Source organism: Psychrobacter sp. AOP5-GZ1-6, assembly GCF_052376345.1.
Classification (GTDB): domain Bacteria; phylum Pseudomonadota; class Gammaproteobacteria; order Pseudomonadales; family Moraxellaceae; genus Psychrobacter.
Map to the genome: position 1 here is coordinate 1 of NZ_JBQSVP010000267.1, position 1,326 is coordinate 1,326.

1 protein-coding gene is annotated in these 1,326 nt (G+C 38.2%); it reads left to right on the top strand.

The window, feature by feature from the left end; translation table 11 throughout:
• Positions 1–218 precede the first annotated feature (218 nt).
• Positions 219–1,133 carry a hypothetical protein gene (locus ACT3RN_RS15640; protein WP_192520981.1) on the top strand — a complete coding sequence of 305 codons (915 nt, stop codon included), beginning with the start codon at positions 219–221 and terminating at the stop codon, positions 1,131–1,133.
• Positions 1,134–1,326: the final 193 nt, after the last annotated feature.

The following is a 1,326-nucleotide window of genomic DNA, read 5'->3' on the forward strand; positions in this document are numbered from 1 at the left end:
AATAAGATAAATAGCAGTCAAACAAGGAACATAGCGCAGATAATATCGAGATATTAGTCAGCTATTTGACGCTGTTTGGCAAGATTTAGCCGTTTTTAACTCATTTAGATAACTATCGATTGAATTGAGGACACGCCCTAGTATATATCAGGACATATCCTAAATATTTGAAAATAAGTACTACTGCTCCATTTTCTATTAGATGAAAGGAAGATTTTATGATTTTAAACATCGGTACATCAATCACTACAAAAAAATTGGCTGTTCAAAAAACATCAAAGCCTGTTGCGATATCCGCAATGATAGCAACTACCATATTCACCATATCGTCAGCATATGCTGCACCTGAAACCACTGGTAATACGACTGCTATTGGTCACACTACTATGGTTAAGCCGACTTCTGATGGTGTAACTCAAGCAACAACAGCTCCAAAATCTGTTGTCAGTCAAAATATCAATGACACGATTATCACCCAAAGCAGCACAACAGTTACTCGCGTGCCTGTCACCAATCAGTCAAACAAAACTGTCACCAATGTTCAGGTTATCACCACACCACTGAATAACGTAAAACAAGTACTGCCCGTCGCACCTGCTACTCAATTACCAGTGATAAATGAATCAACAACATCAACAACCACTCAAATAGTAGCTACTCCATCAACACTCAATCAATCTGTAATCTCGCCAACATTCACTGATCAGACTGTGAAATCAACTTCCTTAGAAACATTTCAACTGACCCCAACTTTTAGTAAGCCTGATATGGTCAGTGCACAAACAAAGATCATGAAAATTTTGAAGAATGAAGAAGGACAAGAGATGGCGCTACCGACCAATCATGTCACCTCAGGCGATATCATTGAGTACCATACCACTTATACCAATAGCACCGATCAGCCAGTAAATAACATTAATGTGATGGTGTCATTACCAGATAGCATTCAGTTGCTATCATTGAATAGTCTACTACCCACTCTAGCAACCACAGACGGTGAAAACTATCAGACCATTCAACCAATGAGTAATACAGTAGCCACGCAAGAAAACTACTCTGGTCTCAAATGGGACTTGGTCCATCTAGATGCCAGTGCAACACAGACCGTAGTGATACGCGCTAAGGTACAATAAAACTGATATTGTCGCGTATTATTATTTGATAGCTATCAGTATACGTAAAAGGTTTTGTGGACGACTTCTCTAGTTAGCAAAACCTTTTTTGAAAAACAACTCACTTATTATGATATAAATACATGCGTTTTTATTTAAACTCACCTCGTACTGGTATTGGTTAAGCCATTTTATTACGCATGTTTATACCACT

Excerpts from the sequence above, each read along its gene's own strand:
- ACT3RN_RS15640 (WP_192520981.1), top strand. The coding sequence starts at position 219 with ATGATTTTAAACATCGGTACATCAATCACTACAAAAAAATTGGCTGTT.